This window comes from Mesotoga sp. UBA5847 (assembly GCF_002432735.1).
Lineage (GTDB): Bacteria > Thermotogota > Thermotogae > Petrotogales > Kosmotogaceae > Mesotoga.
Window position 1 is genome coordinate 1 of record NZ_DJGL01000019.1, and the last position, 24,281, is coordinate 24,281.

The window sequence follows — 24,281 nt, forward strand, 5'->3', positions numbered from 1 at the left end:
ATTAAGCATGGCTTGAAGTTTCCTTCTTCACCTTCTTGGCACACTCCGGTCATTTTCTCTGCAAGAAGGATTCCTAATAGCCTAGATCCAGTCAAAATAAGCTTCGTATTTATGCATCAAAGTTGTATTATTTTATCAGGAGCAGTTGCTCCAATTCTATGGGGAGGTGTTTTTCGATGAATAGGCGTTTTCTTTTCGTGCTAATCCTGTCTTTTCTTCTGACTATGTCCGCACTGATCGCCAACACAATCGTTCTGGAGTTCTGGACTCATGAAGATCCGAACAGAACTCCACTTGAAGAACGTTTCATCCGGGAATTTCAGGAGATGTACCCCAATGTAGTTATTAAAAGGGTTACCCAATCTTCGACGAAAATCCAGGAACTCATTCTGACCGCGTTCGCAGCCAACCAGGGCCCAGACATCTTCAATATGTCAGTAGAAGATGAGTTCGCCTATATTGTTAATGGTAGAGTAGCTCCAGTAAATTACGAAGCAGCTGGTTACACAGATAAAGAAGGTCTTTTAGCATCATATCTACCTGGAACTCTCGCTCCAGTAACATATGAGGGCGAGATATACGGGCTGCCTCTCGAAATAACCAACTGGTGTATATTCCTGAACAAGAAAGTCTTCAGAGATGCTGGTCTCGACCCCGAGGTCGACTATCCTAAGACTTGGGAAGAGATGATGGATGTCTCCGAGAAACTAACGATAAGAGAGGGTGAGATTATCACCCGCCGAGGTTTCGACTTCAGATATCCGTATTATCTCGTTGCATTCATGCCTCTGGTTGAACAGATGGGAGGAAAACTTGTAAGCGACGATGGGAAGACTGCAATCATTAACGATGAAGCTTGGCTCAAGTTCCTCGATTATATGGCCGCCTGGGGCCCAAATGGGCGAAATCTCGGGTCGCCCACGTATAAAAACGCAAGAAGTCTTTTCAATATGGACAACAACGACATTGGAATGTGTACATCAGGGCTTTATCAGATAGCTAGAATAAAGGCAGACAATCCTGAGTTCTATGAAAGCGGCGAATTCATGGTTGTCCCCTTCCCACAATTTGAAAACGCTGTGAATCACGTTCCGGCTCACTACTATGGACATTACTACATGGTTAACTCCCAGAAACCTAAGGAGAACCAAGAAATGGCGTGGAAGTTCATATCATACATGCTAAGCCACGCAGAGGAATACCTCGAAAAGGTAGCGATAATAATTCCAACAAACGAACTTCTCGAATCAGAGACTTTCAAGAACTATCCGTACTCAGATGTCTTCATCTCAGACCTTGAAAAGTCAACTGTCGTTTACTTCTCCGAAAGCTCCGCGAAGATCCAGTCGTTGATTAAGGAAGCTGTTGAATCCGTTATGCTAAGCGGGACAAGTTCCCAAAACGCACTCAACACTCTTCGCAGAAAGGTTCAAGAAGTCTTGGACGATCAATACTAGACAATTCGCCCGCCGAAAGGCGAGCATATTAATATCGAAAGGGGTGAGCCTTACCTTTGAGACATATCTTCAATCGGGGTATAGAGCACAAAAAGGCAAGGTGGGGCTGGTTCTTTGTTTTACCATCGCTGGCTTTCTTTGCTGTTTTTTCGTTCTACCCAATCATAAATGCTTTTTATACGAGCCTCTTCAGAAAGAGACTACTTGATCTTCGTCCACCAACATTTATCGGTTTTTCAAATTACGAGTACCTGCTGAAATCCCCAGACTTCTGGAACTCGGTGAAAGCAACATTCATTTTCACTTTAGGCACATTCATTCCCATTGTTGTATTCAGTCTTCTTCTTGCAGTTTTGATAATGTCAAGGCGAAGATTTCAGAAATTCTTCCAAATGGCGTTCTACTCTCCGGCCGTTCTCTCTTCTGTGGTCTCAGCAGCGATCTGGTTGCTGATTTTCGATCCAAGGGGTCTGGCCAACACAACAATGAACACGTTGTTAGGAACCGTGGGGAAAGACTACAAGTGGCTAGCAACTGCAGGTATGGTAAGATTATCCACAATACTTGTCTATTTCTGGAAATATATCGGTTACTTCACAATCATTTATATAACGGGGCTCGCAAGTATTCCGCAGAGTATGCACGAAGCAGCTCAAATAGACGGTGCCAATGGCTGGAAAGACTTCTGGCACATTACTCTCCCCTTGCTGAAACCTACAACTGTTTTAGTGTCGATAATGTCGATGCTGCAATGTCTCAAGACGTTCAGCACGCAGTACCTTTTCACCCAATCAGGAGCCCCTACTGAACCGATCAACGTCATTACATTGAACATTTACAACACAGCAATAAGAGATCACAACATAGGTAGGGCAAGCGCTATGAGCGTTTTGCTATTCGCTATTATGCTATTCTTCACCTGGATTCAGTTTAGGGTAAGCCGATCGGGCGGAGAAGTCGATTATTAGGGGGTGCTGATGAAGACCATTAAGAAGCAATCATTTATCGTCGATGTCTTGATTTGGGCCTTCCTGATTCTAACCGCCATTGTAATCCTTGCACCGATTATATTCATGTTTACCGCATCTCTCATGCCATCGAGAGATATCCTTAAGATGCCTTATCCGTGGATACCCAAAGATCTCTACTGGCAGAATTACTGGCAGGCCTTGAGGGGAAACGATGGGAGTTTCATTTTTCCTAGAAATATTCTTAACTCTTTCATCGTAGCCGGGGTAGTATCGATTTCTACCGTTTTTCTTTCCGCCCTCACAGGATATGGATTGGCGAAGTTCCCTTTCAGGGGTCGAAATCTTGTCTTTCTGCTGATAATGGCCACAATGATGATCCCCTTTGAAGCCATCATGATTCCTCTCTATCTGGTAGCCACATCACTGAAGATTCAAAACTCCTATATAGGACTGATCCTTCCATTTCTAATGAACGCGTTCGGCATCTTTTTGATGAGACAATACCTTATCACGTTTCCAGACGAGATAATTGATGCCGCAAGAATCGACGGTTCCGGTGAATTCAGCATCTTCTTGAGAATAATACTCCCCAACAGCGCGCCGGCTATCGCGACTCTGGCAATTCTAACATTCAGAACCCAGTGGGATAATCTTCTATGGCCGCTATTGATTTCGCAAAGCGAGGAAATGAAGACCATTCCCCTTTACATCGTCAAGTTCGCAACGGAAAAGCACACAAATGAAGGTGCGATGATGGCCGCTGCAGTCATAGCAAGCATTCCAATCCTTGTTCTCTTCCTGGCGCTGTCCAAATATTTCGTCAGTGGTGCTTCACTTCATTCTTCGCGAAAGGGATAACCGAAGAGGTATCTTGGTTCGATTATTCCAAAGAACGAGCCTTTCAGGGAGAACACTTCCTGAAAGGTTTCTTTATCAATGACGGAAACGGAATCATCAAACCGGCACAAAAGAAGCTTTCTGCCCTGCCGCCAGTCAAATATCGGCACTAACTCTCTCAAGGGTCTTTCAACTTCCAGACTCTCCTTCAGGGTGTGGTCGCTCTCGTCATATATTAGAATCCTGCTTCCCAAAGAGTCAACGACGAAGACTTCTCCATCAAGAACTGCAACATCCATAGCGTAACCAACAGGAATCCCTTGTCTTTCTTCCAGACCGAACGTGCCTATCTCGAATATCAGAACGCCTTTATTAGCAGCAGCAACGTAGAATGCTCCTTTGTATACGGCAACCGCATTAATGGTCAATCCACTTTCCAAATCGTTAATATAACGCGGATGAATCTGATCAATCAGCTCAAATCCGCTATCACCTCTTCTCACAACAAACAGTCCATCGAGTTCACTGCCGACCAGAACATAATCATTGCAGTACGACACTGAGTTTGTCCACCCCTTCAACGGGATGGTTTGGACATGCCTATAGAAGAGCGGTCCATAGAATTTGAAGACTTTCAAGCCAAGCGTTCCATCTGCAACGAACACCTCCAGTCTCTCAATATCTACATCTATTGCTTCGCAGTGAAAAGTATCAACTACACTCAACTTCTCTTGCTGATTGGCTGGCAGCACCGCAAATCCTCTATCTCTTAGTACATTGAAGATCAGACCGCCGGCGAAGACTCCTCCACTAGACAAAGAAGGAACTGGAAGAATCCGAACCTTCCATTCGTAGTCGTTTAGTGATACTTCTACAAGCCCGCCGAATCCCATTCCGAAGTAGAAAGTTGTTGAGCAAAGACATGAACTAATAATGATAATTGCCAGTAGAGGAATACTTCTTTTCATAGCACCACCTCCAGTTAAATTCTAGTACGTTTCTGGAGAAAAACACTTTCAATTGCGAACACTAACATTCACGAGATCACTTCGCCCTCTTGATAATGACGCTTAACCTCAGAGACGATAGGATATATAATTGAAGAGAGGTGATTATATGGGTAAGAAGGAATTTCTGCGAAAGATCATCTCCGAAGGACGAAGCGCCGATCAAATTGCAGATCTTTTCGGAATAACGGTGGACAAACTTGAGAGATACCTGGAAGATCCCTCACAGTCAAGGCTTGCAGTTGCAGAGGCGATAACAGAACTCAGGAGGTTGGAAGCTCTTCCTCTAGAAACAAAAGAAGACATTTTGCTTTTCTCCTTCAAAGTGATTCTGGAGTCTATTAACTTCCTTTTCGCTGATATTGAGAGAGCCGCCTGTGAGAAAACAGAAGAGCGACTGTCTGTCATGATCAGAAAACTCATCGATGGAGCTTACCTTCTTCTTGCGATCTCAAGACTGGAAAAAGCCGGGGAAACTCTTCCCTCCCTCAGGCTGGATCAAAGATTTCTGAGAGCTTGCCAAAATAGAGCGCTTATTGCCGAAAGATTATTGGATCTCGCCGAGCTGATAGACCTGGAGATCGAGCGCTGATTCGGTGTTTTCCGGAAGCTGCAAATCGCCTTCATTAAGTGTAGTATAATCAATTTGGAAGCTACTTTAAGTGAGGGATATATCTTGTCTGATTCTCGACATCGGGAATTCATTACTTTTTTGTCTTCTGAAGACGTTATTGAGAAAGCAAACGAGAGTCTTGAGGGTAAGAGCTGGATACCACTTATTGAGACCTCAAACGCTGCTCTGATATCTCTCAAGACACCAATGGTTGCAACACTTTTCAAGAGATTGTTTGATACTAAGTACGCTTTCATATACAGAAGCATCGAAGGTCAGCTTATCTCAGCATCATCTGAGAGTACAGTTGCCCTCGTTGAGACGCTTGTCCTGGCGGCAACAGAACGTCCGGTTTTCGAGGAGAGCTTCATGAGCTTCCTGGATTTCTTCAAAGAAGCACCTCAGATTTTGGAGAGAATAGTCGTTCATTACGCCAATAGAATTGTGAATCAATCAGACTCATTCGTTACAGGGTTAAGGGATCTCAAGATTCTATACGAGAAGGTACGTAGAAGGGCAGAGCAATTCGGAGTGAACCTTCCCCTAAGCGAGTTTGTTTCAAGTGTATTCGGCCTTGATACAACTCTACTACCGTTGATCGAGTCGGATCTCGTAGATTTTCTCGCGAAATTCCCCCCGACTGAAGAAGGGGTTTTCAGATTCCTCGACAATCAGATCAAACTCGCCGTTGGTGAATACGACGAAAGTAGTGTAGAGATACAATTATCAAGGCTTGAGACAATAATTAGGGAAATTAAACGATACTGTTCAACCTTCATGAAATGGTTGACAGTGCCAGACAATCTCTTCATAGCCTTCTTGGAAAGGGGAATTCGAAAACACGGTACGCTTGCTACATGGTTAGAAGGAATAAAAGAGGCAAGAACCGAATATGGTCTATGCCAAAGCCATTGGGAAGAAGCAAGAAAGTGGTACTTCGAAAAGATAAGTGCGAGGATCTTGCCGTCATTCCAGAAGTCGATGGCTGGTTGGGCTTGCTGGACAATCGTCGAGGAGCGACAGATAAAAGAGCCGCTGGCTCACGCTGGAGAAACAATGAGGTATTCTGCAAGAAGAAGCGAGTTCCGTATAATAAAGGCAGAAGAAAGCGGTGGCGTCTACGTCCTTTGCTCTATTGACGAGCTCACTGTCTCATCGTTGGGACTCATGAAGGGCGGGAGAAACTTTCCATTCAACTCGATAAGAACACAGCTGGAAGAGCTAAAACTCTCGAGAGAAGCTTTTCTCGACAGCAAGGATGCTTTGTTCGTCGGATATACCTGGAAATACCTTCTCCCTGGAGGCGGACCGGATAAGGAAGCGAAGAACAATGAAAGGATCGAGTGCTTCAATTATTATGTTGTCACCGTTTCTGCTACAGGTTTTGGAGTACCCCTAATTAAACTTTTCTTTGCGAAAGAAGAGAGCGCAAGAACATTCATAGAGTTCTTGAGAGAGGCAAGGGTTATGTCTACGTGGAAGGAATACCCACAAAACGGTCTTCCAGCGTCACTAAAAGCGAAGCAGAAGAATCGTTCGGAGTATCAGAGCGAGAGTAACGCCGAAGACAAGGATCAGAAGACGGTAGAGGATCTAATCATAGAAAGGCTTATCGAAGAAGACGCCGAAGAAGAATCTGAGGGACCTGAAGTACCGGAAACAAAGAATAAGCCGATATCCGCAGACTTGCTGGAGAAGATCAATTCTCTCCACTATGAACTTGAATGGTCGGTTAAGCGGATGAACGAAATCGAATGGAACTATTGCTTTCCAGAGCTGGATACGGCTGAATTGGGTCGTGTGAACCTTCCAGAAATGCCCGAAGAAAGAGATGGATTTAAAGAACTGGAAGAAAAGATTGAATCCCTTGCTGGAAAGGCAAGGAAGACCGTCTTCAGGATTCTCTCATCTGAGCCCGAGAGAGAGTTCACTCTTCAGGAGCTGGGATTGACGTTCTGGAGCGTTTTCGTTGTCGCGCCCAAGATAACAAGTGGGGGAAAGCCTCTTATAGAAGTGATTAGCGGCGATGTACCGAAGCTTGTTTGGGGAACGAATTTCGATGAAGAAACGAGGGATTTGCTTAGAGCGAGATTCGCTTCAGAAGAATGATGGAAAGTTGAAAGGAGATATCAGTGGATTACCATCCCATGTTTGAGGCGATAAGAGCCGGAACGGCGGTTCCCGTCGATTATGTTAAGGAAATTGTAACGGGTCGAGAAAGATACACTCAGGAAATTGAAAGCGACATAGATTATGTCCTCACCGGAAAGAGCAAAGTCAGAGTCTTTCTAGGCGAATACGGTCTGGGCAAGACTACCCTCGCAAGATATGCCGAATATGTCTCCAGAGAAAGAGGAATGATGATATCTTGCCTTTCCGAAAAGGACTATGACACCCTTCACAAACAGGATGAGTTCTTCAGGTCTATCATGAAGAATATGTCAATGGTCGGTATCAACGGCAATCCACTTAAGATATTCCTTAGGGCCTGGGCAGAGAAAACACTCGCTGAACTCGAAGAACTGAAAATAGCAAGTGATGATGTTAGTAATGTGAGGGAGTATCTATCTACCCGTGACAATTACGATCCCAATGGAATGTTCTCTCATTTCTGCGCGGCTTATGTTGCGAGCGCTGGGAAAGGAGCTCCCGGCGAAGAGTTTTACGCCTACCTGGTAGGAGACAACGTCGACAGAAGAACCATGAAGAAGCACGGAATATACCACTTTTTGCAAGACGACGGCTGGAACTTCTTGAGGTCTTTCACATCGCTAATGGACACTTTGCAGGTTCCAGGACTAGTTGTGATCATGGACGAGCTTGAAGCAACTATGAACAGAAGGAGAGACGTAAGGGATAGGACTTTCAACCAGTTAAGGGAAATAATCGACAAGATGTCTTCTGGTTTTCTTCAAAAGAGTTATTTTCTTTGGTTAGGAACGGACGCATGGTTTGAGAACAAACATAGAGGCATAGCCTCTTATCATGCACTCTATGACAGAATGAAAAACATATCAGGTGACAGCAGCGGAAAGACAGTTATCCTTAACCTTGATCCCTTAAGTAAAGAGGACTTAAGAAAACTGATCAGAAGAATAAAATCGCTCTACTCAAGTTGCTACTCATATGCTGCAGACTCCTCTTTCGAAGAGAAGACTCTTGAGACTCTAATGAAACAATACACTGGAATTGACGGAAAGCTCAGACCGTCTGTTAGGGAAGTCACCAAGCTTACTGTCGAACTTCTAGACTCTTCAAGACTAGGGAATGAGACAGACACGATCGGGAATACCGACTCTGTAAAGGCTGCTGATAACTTGTGGTAGTCGATCCAAGACTTAATCAGAGACTAATCGACTTGTTCTCATACAGATATCGCTGGCAAAGCTTGAGGGAGATCCAGAACAGAACAATTCCTCCTATTCTTGATGGGAAGAATCTGTTACTGATAGCCGGAACTGCATCAGGAAAAACAGAAGCCGTAATGATACCGGTGGTCAACAGACTTCTCGAAATCTCTGCGGGACTGAAATGCATCTACTTAGCTCCTCTAAAATCATTAATCAACGACGTTTCATCTCGTCTTGAGCTGATGTTGAGACCTTTCGGGCTAACTGTCGGGAAATGGCATGGAGACCTCACACAGTCGGAGAAGCTCACCGTGGCAAAGGAAGCTTCAGTTCTTGTAACAACTCCTGAGTCAGTTGAGGGAATCTTCTTGAGTGACAACAGAGAACTGCTTTCTTGTCTCGAGTTTATAATCATTGACGAGGTCCATGCCTTCATTGACTCTCCAAGGGGAGCTCAACTCGCCTCTCTGATGGAGAGAATCAAGATACTCTCCGGCATTGATCAACAGAGAATCGCGATGTCGGCAACGGTTGGGAACCCAGAACTGCTGCTAGAATGGCTAAACGGAAGTTCAGACAGAGAATCGGAATTGGTGGTAGATGAGAAGAGAAACAAAAGAACAATCGAGGTTCTTACCGAGAAAGAAATCTCTCCCGCTAAATATCTTGAAAAGCTTCTTACGGAAACTAACGATAAAGTACTCGTCTTTTCTTACTCAAGGTCTAAGGCAGAGGAGTTTGCAGCACAAGCGAGATCGATAGATATAGACACCCCGGTCCACCACAGCTCTGTGTCCAAGTCTTTGCGAGTAGAAATCGAAGAGGAATTTAAGAAGGACAGAAAGCTGAGGGCCATAGTCGCAACCTCAACTCTGGAAATGGGTATCGATATTGGTGATATTGATAGAGTGATCTTCCTGGAGATCCCACCATCAACTGCTTCGTTCCTTCAGAGAGCCGGACGGGCAGGAAGGAAAGGAAACAAGTCATCGGTTTCGGTCTTCATAGAAGATCCGCAAAGTCTTTATAATCTTCTTGGAATATCGCAGATGCTGGCCGTAGATTCGGTCGAACCTCTTAAGCCTAGCGATTATCACTTACCGTTGTTGGGTCACCAGTTGATCGGTCTTACACTAAACAGAGGTTCGCTTTACCATGATGATCTCTCAATACTTAAGAGAGCCTTCCCTTTCAGAAAAGTCGAGACTGAAGACTTCAATATTCTTTTGAAGCACCTGATCGACGAGGCTTTTCTTGCAAAGACTGGCAGATCGGTAACACAAGGTGCCTCAACAGCAGAAATTGTCGGCAGCGGGAAGGAAAAGATGGATTTCGTAGTTCTCTTCCCGGGAGGGTTAGAGTACTCTGTGATATTCAACGGACATGAGATCGGGAAAATTCACCCGGCCGTCCTGAGCAGTTCTTCTGATGATGAAATGAGTTTTCTGCTCGGCGGTCGTTCATATTTGGTCAAGGAAGTCAACTCAAACAGGAAGACCGTTCATGTAGTTAAGGGTAGCAGTGGCAAACCGCCCTCGTGGTTTGGGGGAAGCTCCTTGATGACGAAGGAGTTCGCAAGAGCTATAAGGTCTTCTCTCCTTGAAATGAGAATTCCAGATGGAATGCTTCTTTCTCCGGGCGCTTCGCAAATACTGCTTGACTTCGTTGACAATCACAGAGCTTCGCCAAATCTGATTTCCCTTCGAGAATCCAATAAAAGAGTGATCATTGAGACGTTTGCGGGCGATTTGTCCAACATCTTTCTATCCCTGTGTATAAAGGCAGTTTCTGGCCTCAAATCGGTAAGTGCGAACTGGCACAGTGTTGTGATAAAAAGAGGTGTCGACATTGATGAGCTGCATGAGATGCTTCTCGCTATCTCAAGATTGGAAGTTCGTGAAGTCTCGGGGATTCTCTCTACCTTTCTCCTGGCCAATCCTTCGGAGCTGAAGAGACAATACGAGCTCTTCGGCGAAAAACTTGAAAGATACGTTCCAAAGGAGCTTCTAGTGAAATACGTAATTCACAGGCTATTTGACTCTTTGCTTCTGAGTGAGCTAGCAGGAGCCGTCATAGAGTGATCCAGTAACCCTGGTCCGTTCTTTTCTGTATTCGTTTGATATAGGGGCCACAGCCCCCAAGAAGTAGTTATCAGTCTTCCTCAAAACCCTCTTCCATCTCTACCACAGAATCATTCAATCTCTCAAGATCACCCTTTAGATCGAGAATCGAGGCTTGAAGCTCGGGAAGGCGAGCGACGATTTCGTCAAGACCGTCGATCCAATCCTCAATGCTTGATCTCAACTCTGTCACTTCGTCCTGCTCCATGTCAGGCAACGCTTCATGGAGTTCTTGAACATCTGCATTCTCAAGCTCATCGAAAAGCTCCTCAACTAGATCAAGGATTTTCTCTATGTTTTGCACCTTTGCCACTCCTTTCGGCTTCAGCTTCTATACTGACAGATGTTATCACAAGTCCAACGTTTTTTGTACAGTGAGAAGCTCCAATTTCCAATTTCGATATTCTTCTTGAACAAAGTCGAAATGGAAGCGCCGATTTGATTATTCGGGTAGTCATTTGAGATGAAGAAGAGTGTAGGACACTCAAGCGTCTCAAGACTCATAGGCAATGAAAAGAAGCGGCCGCAAGGGCCGCTTCCGATACCCAATCAATTATCTCTCGGGGAATCCGTAACCGATAGCTTCGTTCCACCAGTCGGGATACGGTGAAGATCTGAAGTTGACATATCCGAGAGCGTAGTTACCCAGAAGTCTGTCACCAAGAAGCTTCCATTCTTCAAACCATGCAACCGCATTCATGTAAGCGTAGTTTGAAACGAAATCGATCGCTGCTTCAGGATCTGAATCGTACATCTCAGTTGCTAGCTCCAGCACTTTCGGAGTGACCTTGTAAACGACTTCCAGTTTAGGATCTCTGTAGTTCCTGATATCCTGGATCGCAAGGTTATAGTGAAGCTCTGCCATTTGCTGTACGTAGGAGCTAACCCACCAACCGGAATCTCTTCTGAACTCTTCATATCTGCTTCCAGTTTCGTAGAACTTCGGAAGTTCCCTCATGATTGGCCACAGAGGAACGATGTAAGCTGTGTCCGGTGCACCGTAGCCATACCAAGCAATTCCCTTGAACGGGTCTGCATAGGCGGAGTTTGTCTGCCCGATATGGACGTAGCAAGTCCTGTGCATGTTGATGCTTCGTTCCCAGGTTCCAGTTCTACTTGTGTTTGCGTATCTGAGAGGATCGCCCCAAGGTCCGGCAGCAAGTCCTACCGTAAGATCGTAATCCGTTCCCTGATAGTAATCGCCCTTAATCACAAATATGTCGTGAACCGTAAGCAGTCTGTCAGGCTTCACTGAAAGAGGGAACCTTACGTCGTGAGGGCTAAGACCCAGAGACGGGGCTACCAGATCGAATGCTCTCCACTCTCTTCTAGTTGCATAAAGGTTGTCGTTCGGAGCGTAGATCTCTGCTATGTTGAAGGGCTTACCTGAACTGGGATCGTACCAGCCCTGGTCAACTGCAAAAGAAACGATATTCGGGGAGGCCATCACGTTCTCTGTATCTTCGAAATCGACTTCCATGATCCTTGCTCTGTTTGCAGCAACTGTGAAGTGATCACTAGGGATTCTTACGCCAACCCAGAGGTCTCTTCCATAGAATTCGACGATCCAGCATTCTTCGCCGTCAGCAACGGTCATTGTCTCTCCACCGCCGCCAACAGTACTCCATCCGTACTGCTCAACGAGATCTCCCATTATTCTAACTGCTTCTCTTGCTGTGGAAGCTCTCTCAAGAGCGATATCCTGAGCAGTCCAGCAATCAATAATTCCCATGCTGTCTGTCCAGAGAACCTTTCTTACTTCCTTGCCGTAATCGGTGCTTGTGTCGATACTAAATGTGGACTCACTAACGGCAACTCCTTTCTCATTCATGAAGGAGTATCTGGAATGGAAATACTGGTATGTGTGGGGGACCTGCGGGATCTGACTGATAAGTGTTCCCCTTGTTCCAATATTCACTTCGGGATAGTTACCGTAATCGATGTAGTTGTGGGAATCGAGAACGATGTCTCTCATGGAACCTTCCGGCCAATCCATCGCCGGAATGATCCAAAGACGGAAATCCGCACTTGTGGAGTCATCATTGTGCGTAATTATGGTGGTTCCATCAACCATTGCATCTTTGCCAACACCAAGTATCGTACATGCCATTGCCGCACTTCCAAAGCCGATCAGTGCAACAATCAGGATCATAAATGCCTTCTTCATAAAACAACATCACCCCATCTAATAAGTATAAGTGTTTCGGTACTCCGAACTATTGCTAGCTGAATTTCTTCAGCGCAATTCCCACCTCCTCGCCAAGAAAGCGCATAGCCGGTTGAAACTTCCGGCTATGCGACACAATTAGGATTATCTTAGTGCTTCAAGGGCGTCTTTCCATTCCTGAGGATAATTCGTACCACCGAAATTAATTCTGTCAGCAGTGTATTTTCCTAGGAGCGTATCACCAAGCTTCAACCAATCGGTCTGCCAGGCAACGGCGGTGTTGTATGCATAATCGCTAATTATCGCAATTGCTGCCTCACGATCGGTTTCATACACCGAGGCCGCAAACTCCTGAATCTTAGGCACAGTTTCGTAGATTGCGTGCATTTTCGGATCTCTAAACTCTCTGAGATCTACGATAGCATCCTTGAATCGTAGTCTTGTCATCTCTTGCACGTAAGTACTTGTCCACCAACCAGAGTCTCTTCTGAATATCTCGTATCTGCTTCCGTTTTGATAGAATTCCGGAAGCCTTTCCATAGACGGCCAGAGAGGTGTGTGATACTGAGTTCCCCCTGCACCGTAACCGAACCATACCAACGATCGAATTTCGGGGGGGAGCCAGCTCTTGATCTGACTGATCTGAATATAGCAGCTCAGCGGTATACCTATCGCTCTTTGCCTTCCGCCAGTAACATAGCTTGCAAATGGATCGCCGAAGGGGCCTGCTCCGACTCCTTTCGTAAGGTCGAATTCCGTTCCTTCGTACCAGTCGCCAGATATTGTGAAGATGTCAAAAACGGTAAGCTTTCTGTCAGGCTTGACCCACAGTGGATAGTGTACCTGACCATATTCCAGCTCCAGTGAAGGAGCAAACCAGCTCAGTGCTCTCCACTCTCTAATATTCATACTCGTTCGCGGCGCATAGATGTCAGCAGGCCTGAAGGGCTCTCCTGAATCAGGATCATACCAACCTTGCTCAACTGCATAAGAGATGATATTCGGAGAATGCATAACGTTCTCGGTATCTTCGAAATCGACGTCACGGATTCTCATCGTATTTGCGCCAACATATACACAGTCATCGGGAAGCCTTAAGGCTATCCACAAATCTCGACCATAGAACTCGCAGATCCAGACTTCCTCTCCGTCTGTTACATTGATGATCTCGCCCGAACCATACCAGCCATACTCCTCGACAAGATCTCCCATTATTCGTACGGCCTCTCTTGCAGTCGTTGCTCTTTCGAGCGCGATATCCTGTGCCGTCCAGCAGTCGATCATACCTAGGGCATCTCTCAACTCTCTCCTACCACCTGCGGTGGATTCTCCCATTGCCACTCCCATTTCGTTAATGAATGAATATCTGGAATGGAAGTACGCGTAGGTGTGCTCCACTTGGGGGATCTGGCCAACAAGAACCCCCCTGTCGCCGACTTCAACGTCAGGATAATTGCCGTAATCGATATAGTTGTGTGAGTTGATTACGATATCTCTCATAGAACCTTCCGGCCAGTCCATCGCCGGAATTATCCACAGACGGAAGTCTGCTGAAGAAGAGTCATCGTTGTGTGTGATAACAGTAGAACCGTCAGCCATCGCATCTTTGCCCACCCCTATAATCGTGCAGGCGAATGTTAATCCACTTAGTACGATTATCGCTGCCAGGGCCAGAATCTTTCTTGCTTTGATGCTCATAAATACCCCCTTGGAATTTACGGAACCGTTGAAGGCACCGTGGTTTGAGAATCTCAGTTTTCAAAGACTCTCGATTTATCGGCTTTTGATGGATCATGTAGATAGTATCCCGTACCGTTTTCCATGATTTCAGCGTATCCGGGGAACGAAACGCTCATTGCCTTTTCCGGGAAGAATTGATTCATCCAGTTAATCGCTTCAAGAGTTCCGGAAAGATGTCTTCCAACTCTGTAGTCTAGAGGTGCGCCGATGATTGTATTTCCCAGTGCATCCTGGAACCCTTCTTTGATATCGTAGTCGCAGTAAAGAAGACCCTTCTCCGCTGCAGTCTGAAGGAACTCATCGATACCTTCAACCATGAGGTCTTCTGTCATCTTTCCAACCACTCTGTCGATAAAGGGCTCAGGTGTCTCCATTAGCAGAGCAAGAGTGTCGCTGAAATCTCCAACTTCTCTGTGAGTCAAGCCCCTAAGGTTCTTCGGTGAGGCTTCAATCTTCATCGGGAACTGCGTTGCACTCAGCATCATTGCCGCCATCATTCCGATGTCCATTGCGTCATCATGTGCAACGTATGTACTCACTACTGGATACATCAGGGATGCTTCGTGGTAATCAAAGAAGATATCGATTTCTTCATTTCTTAAGAGCTCCATTATTGCAAACGAGATTCTTTCTGTCAGCGTTCCGTCAGGTCTACCAGGGAAAGTTCTGTTCAGATTTCTAATGTCCTGGTAAGCGAGGTTCTGACCGGATGGATAATGAACGTAGGTGAATGGATCGGGCCATTGATCGAGCGGGTTGGTTCCTCTATCCCCTATCCTATACTTCTGCTCACCCCACGGCGTCTCAACCGAGAAGTACTTGGGGTAAGCATTGCCGAGCATTCCAAGTGTCGACGCACTCATGTTTGCATGCGGGATGATATAGACTTTTCCGCTTTCGACCTTTATGTTCTCCATAACTACGTAAGCAGCAACAGTCGTGATTGGTTCGTAAGGGTGAGTCCCACCCAATATGAGCATCGAACCTCCAGGAACGCCGGAATCATAGATGTAGATTGGAGTATCGCCCCAGGTTCCCTTAAGACTTGGAAGGTATTCGCTCAGCATGATTCGTTCCGTGAAGTCCTCCGAGACAACAACCGTCTCTTTGTAGTGTCTCAGTTCCCAGAACTCAATCGCGCCGAGAACACCCAATATGCCTGAGAGGGCAAGGAAGAGGATTTTAAGGCTAATAGAATTCTTCATATCACTCACCCCTCACTTGATACCAATTATTCTGAGAATAAAGGTCATTATCACATACGAATAAACAATATCGTAAACCCAGCCCTTCCGTCTCTCCCTTTTGAAGAGGTTTCGAAGAAGAAGAAAGGCAAAAACGCCGGTCATTATGAAGTATAAGTAATGTATCACTGTGTCAAGAAAAACAAGCATCATCTCACCCCCATCAATAAACAACAAGGAAGCTTAGCTGGTTTGGGAAGATTAGCATCAGCAATCCAACTGCGCCCATAAACAGCCAGGGAACGGCAATTGCCTTCAAGAAAGACATGTAGCTCCCTTCGTATCCCACCGTTTCAACAGTAAGCCTTCCAACGATTCTGGAAGGAGGCAGGCAATCACCAAGTGGGAATAGAAAGCTGAGGGCTGCAGCGGTAACGGTTACATTTAGACCCATAGAGTTAAAAAGGAATATTATTGGTGTACCAAGAATAATCGCACTTCCATAGCTGAGAGCTCCTTGAGAAAAGGGAGCAAAGATAAGCGCAGTAACATAAATGAATGCCATTGGAAGCGTGATGAAAGTTATTGCAAGAAGACCTTTTACACCCGTTGCAGCCATAATGTTAACAAGAACGCCGACACTTATCACGGTGGCAAGAAGCGGGAAGACCTGATCTACAGTCTTCACCATAACTCCGTACCATCTCTTAACCTTCCAGCGGTCCCGATCCATCATCACAGAAACAAAGGCACAAATCATGAAAGTGAGGGGAAGTCCAATGACAGGTATGCGGAACGCAGCATACTGCATCAGAAGAATTATTACGATCAACGCAACGAAAGGAAACAAAATCTTTCCCCAGTTCATTCCTTCAGGTGGTTCTGGAAGCTCCGATAGAATCGCTTCTTTTGATTTCCTAGAAGGTGTTTTGCTCAGCCCCGTATAAACGATCGTGAAGAGAGCAATTACCACAATCGGCACCAGCAAAACAACATTGAAGCCGACATATGGCATGTTTGCCTGAGCTGCCATCAACATCGCCCACAAATTGATTGGCGGAGCGACTGCTGCAAGCATAGCAAACAGATAAATGAAGGCAGCAACTCTCTTTTTGGAAAAACCCATGTAGTTCATGACAGATGCCACTAAACCACCAACAACGAATATGGAAACGCTGCCGGCTCCAGTCAACGCCCCTGGTATTATTAATAGTATACCTAGAAGAACAAGCATCAACCACTTCTTGTCGTAGAACTTCTTGACTATCCAGCGCACCAAAGCATTCATGGCGCCGGTTTCTGAGTAAATGTTTATGAACACAGACGCTGTCAAGAAGACGAGACCAACGTCAAAATAAGTAAACATTCCTTCCACAAGCAACCTAGATGGGAAGCCAAATCCACCAACGAGAGCACCAACAATGGCCGTTATAACCATCGAGATCTCTGGTGATTTCAGCTTCCAGCTTGCAATTGCGAAAGTTGCAACCATAATGATTGCTACTATTGTCGTTTCAAGATACATCTAGATTCCCCCCCAGATTAGCGAAATCAGTTTCACAGTTGCTCACTCCACCTATTCGCTCTTGAACATTTGCTTGATGACATCCATGAAGTCGATAGTGTTGTCGATCAAAGTGAGAGGAACATTGTTTTCCTGAGCAATTCTTGTGAACTTGCCGTCCTGGTTCCCACTCTTAACAACTATCAGGTAGTCAGCATACGGAGCAATGGCATCAATAGACTGTTCGTCTGCACTTCCCGGGTTGCCTCTTCTCTCTTTTCCCTCGATGTGTGCGGCTACAATGTACAAACCAAGCCTCTTTGCCTCTGCTATCATCTTGTTGAGTCTCGAAATCTCTTCTTCAATTGTTATACCCGAGGCACCTAGACCCTTTGCAGACGAACCAATTATCACAAAGAGCATTTTGTAGTCTCTGGCAACTAGATCATTGGGATCGTCTCTCAACGGCTCGGCATTGTAATCGAAATCTGTTTCAGATATGGCCTTTGACTGCCATATTAGAAGTCTGGCCATCTTCCCTCCGGGTCCTTGCCCGGCGTTAGTAAGAAGGAAAGGCAATTCGCCCTTAACAGGGTCGTCTCCACTGATCAATGCAAATAGAGATGTTGTTGACAGAATAGAAATAGCAACGAGTACCAACAGTGCTTTCTTCATTTTCGTACCTCCTGGAAAAATAGAATAAATGAGCAATCGAATTTCTGGAAAACGCATTAAAGGACTGCAGAGACTCACATCCCTTATATATGGCGGTTTACCAGGAGAGTCTACCACAAGTCTCCTTAAACCTCGTGGTCTCCGAATTAGTCATGAGAAGCATTCTAGAACAAGTATTGAAATTTATCGCGTTGATAGAGCCGATTTCTCTGCTAATCTAGTACGTAATCCAAATCATAAATTTTATATAGCAAAAAGTTACCGGCCAAGACGCCGTCAGTTTATGGGTTAGAGAAAAGTTCTCCTTTTGAAGCTCATTCCAGAATTGTTTATCGGTATTCTAAAGAAGAGATCATGAACACTCGGTGTCTTCGTCTCAAAAACCGATACAACCAGTTCACAAAAGAATTATAATAAAAGAATCATAAGAAAAACACCCGGTATTCGGAGAGCGAACACCGAGACTATGTCTTCATCTTGACAGAATTCAGATCAATGTGACGCTCCTTCAGCAGAATATGTCACCTAACCAAACATGGTCTTGAGATCGTCACTGACAATTAGACTAGCTTCAGTCATCTCCAGAATCTCGTCTACACTTACTTCATTTGACTTCTCTCGCAGAAGAAGACCACGTCTTGTAGGCTGAATTACTGCTAGTTCTGTAACTACTAAATCGACTGGCCTGTTCGAAGTAACAGGAAGAGTACACTCTTTGACAATCTTCGGCAGTCCCTTAGATGTATGTGTCATTGCAACTATAACTCGCTTAGCTCCGGTTACCAGATCCATTGCACCACCCATTCCGGGAACCATCTTCCCTGGGACCATCCAGTTGGCAAGAATTCCGCGTTCATCGACCTGCAGCCCTCCAAGTACCGTAATGTCAAGATGCCCTCCTCTAATAATCGAAAAAGACATCGCACTGTCAAAGGTAGCTGAACCCGGTAAAGCCGTTATAAACTGGCCTCCCGCATTTGTTAGATCTCTGTTCGCCATACCAGCTTCCGGAACAGGCCCCATTCCTATTATTCCGTTCTCTGACTGAAAATAGACTCTAATACCATCCGGAATGAAGTTCGATACTAGAGTTGGGATACCGATTCCTAGGTTTACCAGATCCCCATCACGCAGCTCCATTCCAATCCTTCTCGCGATTATCTCTCTTGCATCTATCATTGAGCTGCCCCCCCGACTACAATATAGTCAACCAGAACTCCCGGAATATGTATTTCATCAGGCGTTAGCGCACCAACAGGTACTATCTCTTCCACTTCTGCGATTACTGTGTCACACGCTAGAACAATTAGCGGGTTGAAGTTTCTTGCGGTTAAAGAAAAGACGAGATTGCCATAGTAATCGGCCTTCTTTGCCTTCACTAGTGCGTAATCAGCTCTAAGCGGCAACTCAAGAAGATACTCCCTTCCCTCTACAGCAACCACTCTCTTCCCTTCTTGAATGACAGTACCAACGCCTGTTGGAGTTAGAATTCCTCCAAGCCCTACTCCTCCTGCTCTTATTCTCTCAGCCAGAGTCCCTTGAGGAATCAGTTCCACTTTAAGCTCACCCTCCATCATTTGACGTTGTGTTTCTGGATTAGTGCCGATATGAGATACAATCACTTTACATGCGCACTTGTTCACAATAAGCTTACCTATACCCTTATCGGGAAAAGCGGTGTCATTTGCAATCACCGTCAACCCGCTGATTTTCTTGGTAATGATCTCATTAATAAGATTGTCGGGGGACCCGCATCCCAAGAATCCTCCTACCATCACGGAAGAATCTTCACTAACAGTTGAAACTGCCTCACTGATCTCCACAATCCTCAAGGGAACTCCTCCTTTAAAGCATAGTCTGGTCGGTAGCAAAAAGGACGCCGAGCATAAGACAATATTACCAAAAGCGCCTCAGAAGAGCAAAGTGATTCTCTCGCTCCGGAAACTCCTGTGTGCTAGTAATCTTGATTGTTATTTGCACTGGCTGATTGTGATGCAAAGGAATACTAGTAACGAGCTTTAGCCGGACCTTGCCTGAATGGAATCTGCTTTCATCTCCCATTTTCCAGAATAGAATCTGACGAACTTAAGCGTAGTTCTTAGGACCATGTCTGCCATCATCCCTATCCAGGCTCCGAAGAGGCCCATACCAAAGTGCCTGACAAGCACATAACCAAGTGGAAGTCTGATTAACCACATTGCCACTAGCGACGATTTCATCGGGAACGAAGTGTCTCCCATACCTCTAAGCGCTCCGGTTACGGCATAATCAGTTCCCATTACAACCTGGAACAAACCGATGATTCTCACAGGAAGTCTTGCCTCTTCGATGAGCGATGTTTCATTCGTGAAGATTGATATGAAAAGATCAGGGAATAGAGTTATAGCTATTCCAATTATCGAAGAAATTGTGAGTGCAATGAACCAACCTTGCCTGACTACCCCTATTGACAGCCTTCGTTGCCTGCTTCCGTTATAGATACCTACTAGTGCAGTTATCGCTACTCCCATCCCCCATGCCGGCATGAAAGAGAGAGACTCTACTTGAATTCCTATTCTGTGAGCTGCGTAGGCCTGTGGACTGGCTATGAAAAGAATGTTAGCGAAGACCAGAACCCCCAGCGAGAAACCGAAGTTCTCTATTGAAGCAGGGAGTCCTAGAACAAATACCTCCCTTAGCATCCACCTGGAAAGCCTCTGTGGTCTCCTGGTCATAGATATTCCCCGGTTTCTGAATAGAAGTACAATTATGATTACGGAACCTACAACCCTTGATAATACAGTCGCGAGTGCTGCTCCAAAAGCACCCATCTCAGGAAAACCGAACTTCCCGAAGATCATTGAGTAATCTAGAAAGACATTCAGCCCATTTGCAATCGCAGCTGCTATCAAAGGAGACCTGGTGTCACCTGCACCTCTTAGTGCAGCACCGAGAACAACCATTATGCTCATTGCCGGAAAACCGACCATTATTGTTTGAAGATACTTTGCACCGTTCATCTGCATAAATGCGTCGCTTGAAGGGAACAGCAGCGAGAGCAGATTCCCGGAGAATAGAGAACCGACTGAGAGAATCAAACCGACAACTATGCTTAGATAAATAGCATGCCAGGCGATAAGATTCACTCTGTGCTGATTTCTGGCACCATAGCTGTTTGAGATCAGAACCATCGAACCAGTGGATATCGCGACCAGTACTGCTTGAAAAATAAACACTACTTGGTTAGCTGTACCCACCGCAGTCATAACTCTCCAGTCGTAGTGACCGAGAAATGCTGTATCCGAAATTCCGAGCAGCATCTGAAGTGCATTTTCGCCAATTGCGGGAAGAGCCATTACTAGAAGCGATCTTCTTATTTCTTTAGCTTCGCCAGCATCAAGATACGACTTAAGAAGACTATAAGCCATTTCCGCCTCCACAGTAAGGAATCCGTACTATGAAGTTTAGCACGTACCTCCTTGGTTTGGAAGTGCATTAAGGAATAGAATATCAAACACAATCTTATGAATCTAGCACAAAACAATTACTGGCATGAATCGATGATTGAGAATATAGTTGAATGTTTAGAGATTTGGATTAAAGTGGTGCGTTACATCCCTCTTTTTTCAGTTTATATCTTACTCGATGGCACATGATAGAATAATGATCGAGGATATCCATGTGGAGGACTTTTCTAAGCAAAGGAGGCAAACGTGAGACCATTAGAGCTTGAAGGCTTTTTGAATTCTGTTCTTGAACCGGAGAAGTTCGATGACTATTGCCACAATGGTATTCAAATCGAAGGAGATAGAGATATAAAGAAACTCGTTACAGGGGTCTCCTTCAGCAACGCCTTCGTAGAAAAGGCCCTAAACTCAAGTGCCGATGCAATACTAGTACACCATGGAATCTTCGGAAAGACCTTCTTCAGACTCACAGGCCACCTGAAAAGAAGAGTCGAAAGCGTATTGTTAAATGGTGTCACGCTTCTTGGTTACCACCTGCCATTGGACGCAAATATACCATATGGAAACAACTACGCGATTGCTCAGAAGCTAGGTCTTGAGAGCCTCGAGAAATTTGACGTAGGCTTAATAGGCAGAACTCCTATAGAAACTACTGTGTCCGAGTTCACATTCTCTCTTTCTCAGCTTTTTCCTAATCAGAAGATATTCCTTCACAAGAACTCTGAAATCGTTCAGAAAGTATGTGTAATATCTGGTGGCTCCTCGTCAATGCTTGACAAACTTGAGGGCATCGCTGACACGTTTATATCAGGCGAAGTACGAGAACCTACCAGGGAACTCTCTAGAGAGATGGGTATCAATTACTTTTGCGTGGGCCATTACGCCAGCGAGCGGTTTGGTGTAATGAACCTCGGGCAACTAATAAAAGAAAGATTCTCGCTTGATGTAGAATTCATCGAGTACTATAATGAGGTCTAGTATTCCCTAATAAGCTCCGACCTAAGAATCCCCATGACGATTTCATCGTGGAATGCTCCGTCTCTGAAAATCTCCTGCCTCAACGTTCCCTCTATCTGAAAGCCGCACTTCGTATATGACTTGATTGCACGTTTGTTGAACGAATATACGTTGAGTTTCGCCTTGTTTATATTCATTTGGTCAAACACAAATGCCAGAAGCACTCTCATTGCATCGGTTCCATAACCTGCATTCCAGAACTGCTTTCCCAAAAAGATACCGACGGCTGCCACGCTGTTCTTCCAGTTGACCTCGTTTATTCCGCAGCCTCCTAAGTACTCATCGTCCTCGATCCTTGCAATGGCGAAGTTGTAGATATCCTTGAATGCGCTCTGAGAATCGTACCACTTCTCTTCCTCCTCAAGTCTTAGCGGAAACGGAATCCCCGGCACGAGCATCCTTTTCACTTCGTAGTCATTGATATACTTGTGAGCAGTCTCAACATCAGATTTTCTATACTCTCTAAGATATACCAGACGACCCATTAACACAGATACCACCCCCGTCGAAATAGTATACCAAAAGAGGTGCCACCCAGGGCACCTCTTGTTCTATGAAAGTTCTGAAATCTATTCTTCGGGAGCTTTAGTTGCCACGAATATCCCGTTCAGGATAAGGCCGACAAGCGCGGCCAGACCTATTCCCTCGAACCTGACAGGCCCAATTCCTATGGCAGCACCACCGATACCCACCACAAGCATTACTGAGATGATAATCAGGTTCTTGCCGTCTACCTTCACTCGGTTCTCTATCAGTGTCTTCATCCCTACAGCAGCAATCATTCCAAAGAGCAAGATCTCAATGCCACCCATCACGGCTGTAGGAATCGACTGAATGACCGCTCCCACTTTTGGTACAAATGAAAGTATAATCGCAAATACAGCGGCGATCCTCATTACCGTGGGGTTAAAGACCTTTGTGATCGCCAAAACGCCTGTGTTTTCACTGTAAGTTGTGTTTGCTGGACCTCCAAAAAACCCAGCTACAGCTGTCGCGATTCCGTCTCCGGCCAGAGTTCTGTGTATACCGGGGTCATCATAGAATTTCTTTCCAACTATTGAAGACACTGCAAATATATCCCCGAAGTGCTCGATCGTTGGGGCAAGGGCCACAGGGACGAGAACGGTCAAAGAGTAGACCGAAAACTTAGGAAGTACAAAGGAAGGTATTCCTATCCAGCTAGCCTGGTTAACCGCATCGAAAGAGACGTTGCCGGTAATTGCAGCAACGATATAGCCTACGATTATACCGCACATAACTGGAATGAGTCTTGTAAAACCCTTAACATATAGTCTTACAATTACTGCCGTTCCCAAAGATACTATCGCTATCCACCAATTTGAACTTGCCATGCTTATTGCTGTGGGTGCTAGGTTCAAACCGATCACAGCGATTATTGTTCCGGCAACAGCTGGTGGGAAGATCTTCTCGAATTTGCTAATCCCGAGAACCTTAATCAGGATAGCAATTGCAACTTGAACAAACCCTGCGATCATGATTCCGCCCGTTGCGTAGGCTATCATATCGGGTGTGATAGCGAACCCTGCGGAAATCGCCTCTGGTACAGATCCGAAAGCTTCAGGGGCGTTAGCATGATAGAGTATCACGGCATTGATTGGGGCAATGTAAGCGAAGCTCGATCCAAGGAAGACTGGCACTTTCCATTTTGTTAGTAGATGAAAAAGGAGTGTACCAATGCCTGCAGTAAACAACGCAACATTCACTGGAACGCCGGTCAGATATGGAACAAGTACCGTTGCCCCAAACATCGTGAATGCATGCTGCAGTCCCAGTACCAGAAGACCTCCTTTACCCAAATTCTTGCTCCTGTCTTCCTGTTCTTTTACCTCCTGGTAAGCCGACTTCTCATTGCTCACAAGATCCCTCCTCCGTATTTAAAGTAGTGTCGCAATCAAAGAAAAGACCTCACGAATTCACGTGAGGTTTTTTTCTTTGATCTTATATCATCTGCAATCTTGATTATTACCATCTCGATTGCACAAAGCGCATAAGAGATAAACACCGTGATACATAAGCGGTGACAATGACTCTTGTATCGGCTAGTGAACAGAGCTTCTACTCGTTCAAACAATGCTTCCGACATAAAAGTCACTCTCCAAGTAAAATCTTCCAAAGGTTATTCTATCATATGGATCGCCGATATTGGCCACGCGATATGCATCACAAATAATC

General features: G+C 45.3%; 21 protein-coding genes. 8 read left to right on the forward strand and 13 right to left on the reverse strand.

Translation table 11 applies throughout. The features are described from left to right. Positions 1–176 precede the first annotated feature (176 nt). From B3K91_RS02485 to B3K91_RS02495, 3 genes are read left to right on the forward strand one after another with little or no spacing between them, the layout of a single operon-like run. Complete coding sequence (locus B3K91_RS02485; protein ID WP_214078391.1) at positions 177–1,457, forward strand: extracellular solute-binding protein; 1,281 nt, start codon at positions 177–179, stop codon at positions 1,455–1,457. 56 nt (positions 1,458–1,513) lie between these two features. Next, entirely contained in the window at positions 1,514–2,425 is a 912-nt protein-coding gene (locus B3K91_RS02490) for a carbohydrate ABC transporter permease (RefSeq protein WP_099830206.1), read from the forward strand. A gap of 9 nt (positions 2,426–2,434) precedes the next feature. Next, positions 2,435–3,286 carry a carbohydrate ABC transporter permease gene (locus tag B3K91_RS02495; RefSeq protein ID WP_214061163.1) on the forward strand — a complete coding sequence of 284 codons (852 nt, stop codon included), beginning with the start codon at positions 2,435–2,437 and terminating at the stop codon, positions 3,284–3,286. Here the strand turns inward: B3K91_RS02495 and B3K91_RS02500 are convergent. Continuing rightward, positions 3,265–4,233, reverse strand: a complete 969-nt coding sequence (locus B3K91_RS02500) for a hypothetical protein (RefSeq protein WP_292590139.1) — start codon at positions 4,231–4,233, stop codon at positions 3,265–3,267. The two genes, B3K91_RS02495 and B3K91_RS02500, sit on opposite strands and share 22 nt — an antisense overlap. Before the next feature lie 148 nt (positions 4,234–4,381). On the opposite strand from B3K91_RS02500, the gene B3K91_RS02505 reads away from it, so the two are divergent. The 4 genes from B3K91_RS02505 (at position 4,382) to B3K91_RS02520 (ending at position 10,316) form a co-directional block, all read left to right on the forward strand. Beyond that, positions 4,382–4,864 carry a hypothetical protein gene (locus B3K91_RS02505; protein ID WP_214061165.1) on the forward strand — a complete coding sequence of 161 codons (483 nt, stop codon included), beginning with the start codon at positions 4,382–4,384 and terminating at the stop codon, positions 4,862–4,864. Between the two features lie 84 nt (positions 4,865–4,948). Beyond that, positions 4,949–6,994 (forward strand): hypothetical protein, encoded by a 2,046-nt coding sequence (locus tag B3K91_RS02510; RefSeq protein WP_292592786.1) that lies wholly within the window; start codon positions 4,949–4,951, stop codon positions 6,992–6,994. 23 nt (positions 6,995–7,017) lie between these two features. After that, a complete protein-coding gene (locus B3K91_RS02515) occupies positions 7,018–8,211 on the forward strand; it encodes a BREX system ATP-binding domain-containing protein (RefSeq protein ID WP_292590141.1) in 1,194 nt (397 codons plus the stop codon). Beyond that, positions 8,205–10,316: a DEAD/DEAH box helicase gene (locus tag B3K91_RS02520; RefSeq protein ID WP_292590142.1), complete on the forward strand. Its 2,112-nt coding sequence runs from the start codon at positions 8,205–8,207 to the stop codon at positions 10,314–10,316. The genes B3K91_RS02515 and B3K91_RS02520 overlap by 7 nt, the downstream gene beginning before the upstream one ends. Positions 10,317–10,386: 70 nt before the next feature. Here the strand turns inward: B3K91_RS02520 and B3K91_RS02525 are convergent, their stop codons facing one another. From B3K91_RS02525 to B3K91_RS02570, 10 genes are all read right to left on the reverse strand, one after another. Then, a complete protein-coding gene (locus B3K91_RS02525) occupies positions 10,387–10,659 on the reverse strand; it encodes a hypothetical protein (protein WP_099830199.1) in 273 nt (90 codons plus the stop codon). A 249-nt stretch (positions 10,660–10,908) separates the two neighbouring features. Next, on the reverse strand, positions 10,909–12,522 hold the full coding sequence (locus tag B3K91_RS02530) for a dipeptidase (protein WP_292590143.1): 1,614 nt from the start codon (positions 12,520–12,522) through the stop codon (positions 10,909–10,911). Positions 12,523–12,666: 144 nt separating this feature from the next. Next, positions 12,667–14,220 carry a dipeptidase gene (locus tag B3K91_RS02535; RefSeq protein WP_214078398.1) on the reverse strand — a complete coding sequence of 518 codons (1,554 nt, stop codon included), beginning with the start codon at positions 14,218–14,220 and terminating at the stop codon, positions 12,667–12,669. Positions 14,221–14,273: 53 nt separating this feature from the next. Continuing rightward, positions 14,274–15,467, reverse strand: a complete 1,194-nt coding sequence (locus B3K91_RS02540) for a deacylase (RefSeq protein WP_214061253.1) — start codon at positions 15,465–15,467, stop codon at positions 14,274–14,276. Between the two features lie 12 nt (positions 15,468–15,479). After that, the gene (locus B3K91_RS02545; RefSeq protein ID WP_214061254.1) at positions 15,480–15,656 is read right to left on the reverse strand and encodes a hypothetical protein; all 177 of its coding nucleotides are present in this window, start codon (positions 15,654–15,656) and stop codon (positions 15,480–15,482) included. A 13-nt stretch (positions 15,657–15,669) separates the two neighbouring features. Further along, positions 15,670–16,971 (reverse strand): citrate transporter, encoded by a 1,302-nt coding sequence (locus tag B3K91_RS02550; protein ID WP_214061255.1) that lies wholly within the window; start codon positions 16,969–16,971, stop codon positions 15,670–15,672. 51 nt (positions 16,972–17,022) lie between these two features. Then, entirely contained in the window at positions 17,023–17,625 is a 603-nt protein-coding gene (locus B3K91_RS02555) for a DUF6305 family protein (protein ID WP_214061256.1), read from the reverse strand. A gap of 525 nt (positions 17,626–18,150) precedes the next feature. Beyond that, complete coding sequence (locus B3K91_RS02560) at positions 18,151–18,804, reverse strand: 3-oxoacid CoA-transferase subunit B (protein WP_292593251.1); 654 nt, start codon at positions 18,802–18,804, stop codon at positions 18,151–18,153. Continuing rightward, complete coding sequence (locus B3K91_RS02565; protein ID WP_349680382.1) at positions 18,801–19,457, reverse strand: 3-oxoacid CoA-transferase subunit A; 657 nt, start codon at positions 19,455–19,457, stop codon at positions 18,801–18,803. The genes B3K91_RS02560 and B3K91_RS02565 overlap by 4 nt, the downstream gene beginning before the upstream one ends. Positions 19,458–19,643: 186 nt before the next feature. Next, positions 19,644–21,032: an MATE family efflux transporter gene (locus B3K91_RS02570; RefSeq protein ID WP_292593249.1), complete on the reverse strand. Its 1,389-nt coding sequence runs from the start codon at positions 21,030–21,032 to the stop codon at positions 19,644–19,646. A gap of 285 nt (positions 21,033–21,317) precedes the next feature. Here B3K91_RS02570 and B3K91_RS02575 point away from each other — a divergent pair, with 285 nt between their 5' ends. Further along, on the forward strand, positions 21,318–22,049 hold the full coding sequence (locus B3K91_RS02575; protein ID WP_099830596.1) for a Nif3-like dinuclear metal center hexameric protein: 732 nt from the start codon (positions 21,318–21,320) through the stop codon (positions 22,047–22,049). Here the strand turns inward: B3K91_RS02575 and B3K91_RS02580 are convergent. Both B3K91_RS02580 and B3K91_RS02585 read right to left on the reverse strand, forming a co-directional pair. Beyond that, complete coding sequence (locus B3K91_RS02580) at positions 22,046–22,579, reverse strand: GNAT family N-acetyltransferase (protein ID WP_214061353.1); 534 nt, start codon at positions 22,577–22,579, stop codon at positions 22,046–22,048. The genes B3K91_RS02575 and B3K91_RS02580 overlap by 4 nt on opposite strands. A 78-nt stretch (positions 22,580–22,657) precedes the next feature. After that, the gene (locus tag B3K91_RS02585) at positions 22,658–23,965 is read right to left on the reverse strand and encodes a uracil-xanthine permease family protein (RefSeq protein WP_099830594.1); all 1,308 of its coding nucleotides are present in this window, start codon (positions 23,963–23,965) and stop codon (positions 22,658–22,660) included. Positions 23,966–24,281: the final 316 nt, after the last annotated feature.

Coding starts and splice junctions, on each gene's coding strand:
- B3K91_RS02550 (WP_214061255.1), bottom strand. CDS start 16,971: ATGTATCTTGAAACGACAATAGTAGCAATCATTATGGTTGCAACTTTC.
- B3K91_RS02500 (WP_292590139.1), bottom strand. CDS start 4,233: ATGAAAAGAAGTATTCCTCTACTGGCAATTATCATTATTAGTTCATGT.
- B3K91_RS02495 (WP_214061163.1), top strand. CDS start 2,435: ATGAAGACCATTAAGAAGCAATCATTTATCGTCGATGTCTTGATTTGG.
- B3K91_RS02555 (WP_214061256.1), bottom strand. CDS start 17,625: ATGAAGAAAGCACTGTTGGTACTCGTTGCTATTTCTATTCTGTCAACA.
- B3K91_RS02530 (WP_292590143.1), bottom strand. CDS start 12,522: ATGAAGAAGGCATTTATGATCCTGATTGTTGCACTGATCGGCTTTGGA.
- B3K91_RS02485 (WP_214078391.1), top strand. CDS start 177: ATGAATAGGCGTTTTCTTTTCGTGCTAATCCTGTCTTTTCTTCTGACT.
- B3K91_RS02540 (WP_214061253.1), bottom strand. CDS start 15,467: ATGAAGAATTCTATTAGCCTTAAAATCCTCTTCCTTGCCCTCTCAGGC.
- B3K91_RS02535 (WP_214078398.1), bottom strand. CDS start 14,220: ATGAGCATCAAAGCAAGAAAGATTCTGGCCCTGGCAGCGATAATCGTA.
- B3K91_RS02560 (WP_292593251.1), bottom strand. CDS start 18,804: ATGATAGATGCAAGAGAGATAATCGCGAGAAGGATTGGAATGGAGCTG.
- B3K91_RS02545 (WP_214061254.1), bottom strand. CDS start 15,656: ATGCTTGTTTTTCTTGACACAGTGATACATTACTTATACTTCATAATG.
- B3K91_RS02505 (WP_214061165.1), top strand. CDS start 4,382: ATGGGTAAGAAGGAATTTCTGCGAAAGATCATCTCCGAAGGACGAAGC.
- B3K91_RS02570 (WP_292593249.1), bottom strand. CDS start 21,032: ATGGCTTATAGTCTTCTTAAGTCGTATCTTGATGCTGGCGAAGCTAAA.